Raw genomic sequence first — 1,460 nt, 5'->3', positions numbered from 1 at the left:
ACCAGCTGATTGAGGAAGTACCGTATCAGCGTGACGGCACCCGGCTGGAAGCGCGCCGCGTCCGCTGGCTGTATGAACCGGGCAGCCTGACACCGGCGGCCCGTTTTGAGCGGGGTAAACTGCACTACGCTATCTGCGACCATCAGGGCACCGTGCGGGAACTGCTGGATGAGCAAGGCGAACTGATCTGGGGCCAGCATCTGACCACCTGGGGCCATGCCGAAAAACGCGGCGGCGTGCCGTCCCATCACCCGGATTACCATGTTCAGTGTAATTTCCGGTTTATGGGGCAGTACGAGGATGAGGAAAGTGGGTTATACTCCAATCGGTTTCGGTATTACTCGCCGGAGACGGGGCAGTATATTTCACCCGACCCCATTGGGCTGGCGGGCGGGTTTAACCCGTATTCGTATGTGCATAATCCGGTTGGGCGTGTTGACCCACTTGGACTGAATTCAGAATTAATTGCGACTCAGGAGAAGATCAACGCAATACTTCGTGAGCATTTACCGGAAATACGCAAAATAGATCCAAATGCGGAAATTGGCTATCGAGGTAGTGTAGCGAGTGGGATTAGTAAGGCTCATGATCCGAGCATAGCCAGACCTGTTAATTTAAAAAGTTTTGATGTAGATGCGTTTATTAAGTCTGATTATTTGGCTTACAACCCTGTGTTTGATAATAGACGTCGTGATGCTTATAAAATTGAAGGAATGAAACAAATAGAAGCATCTATAGATAAAAAATTGAGAGCTGCACTTCCTGGATTAAGGGATGAGCCTTTCGGGTTTAGAATCTTCAAATCTCATGAGCTAGATGAGCTGGCAAGAAAAGGCGATGTTCAACAGATAGTTAAGTGTAAATAGGTTGATAAACATGTACACAGAAAAAACCAGACAGTTAAATTTTGTTTTATTGGAAGATATTCCTTTCGAAGAGTTAATACCTAAATTAGAGAAGGCGTTCAATATTAATTTGCCTTATAAAGATATTAAAGGACGTTATATTGCAAAAGCAAAATTGCAAGAATTTGATATTGAACTTGTTGATAGAATTGACCAGTTAGGTGATTTTTTATGTGATGATTATCATGTTATGTATATAATTGTTGACTCTGATAAATACTTTAATTTTGAATTTGAAAATAAAATAACCTCTATTCTAAAAGACGGAAAAATAAAATGGCGATATGCAACTTGGTCAAAATTAGAAGACTCTGAACATTGGAGAAGAATATATCCAAGTTAAGTAAAAAATAGCTTACAAATATGAAGCCGGAAAGATCCCCATGATCTTCCGGCTTTGTTCTTTTTCAGAGCAGCTCAATCCCTGCCCTTAGTTGCTGTTGTGTAAGCGGCCAATTAACCCGTGTAATTTACCTCATATCACTGATACTCACGTTCCACGGCAGTAGATCATGCAGAGGATCATCGGCTTGACGTTTGGGGAGTTCCGTAAAA

At 42.7% G+C, this 1,460-nt stretch carries 2 protein-coding genes; both read left to right on the top strand.

Going from position 1 to position 1,460, the window contains the following annotated elements:
• Nucleotides 1-866, top strand: an 866-nt coding sequence (locus IQ211_RS19980) for an RHS repeat domain-containing protein (RefSeq protein ID WP_276529792.1), incomplete at its 5' end; no start/stop codon positions are given.
• A 10-nt stretch (nt 867-876) separates the two neighbouring features.
• Nucleotides 877-1,248: a hypothetical protein gene (locus IQ211_RS19190; protein WP_189761409.1), complete on the top strand. Its 372-nt coding sequence runs from the start codon at nt 877-879 to the stop codon at nt 1,246-1,248.
• Nucleotides 1,249-1,460: the final 212 nt, after the last annotated feature.

This window comes from Xenorhabdus griffiniae (assembly GCF_015163655.1).
GTDB classification, from domain to species: Bacteria; Pseudomonadota; Gammaproteobacteria; order Enterobacterales; family Enterobacteriaceae; genus Xenorhabdus; species Xenorhabdus griffiniae.
This window is presented reverse-complemented; position numbering and strand designations above follow the sequence as displayed.

Bases quoted from the DNA above. Each gene is read 5' to 3' on its own strand.
- IQ211_RS19190 (WP_189761409.1), top strand. From the start codon at position 877: ATGTACACAGAAAAAACCAGACAGTTAAATTTTGTTTTATTGGAAGAT.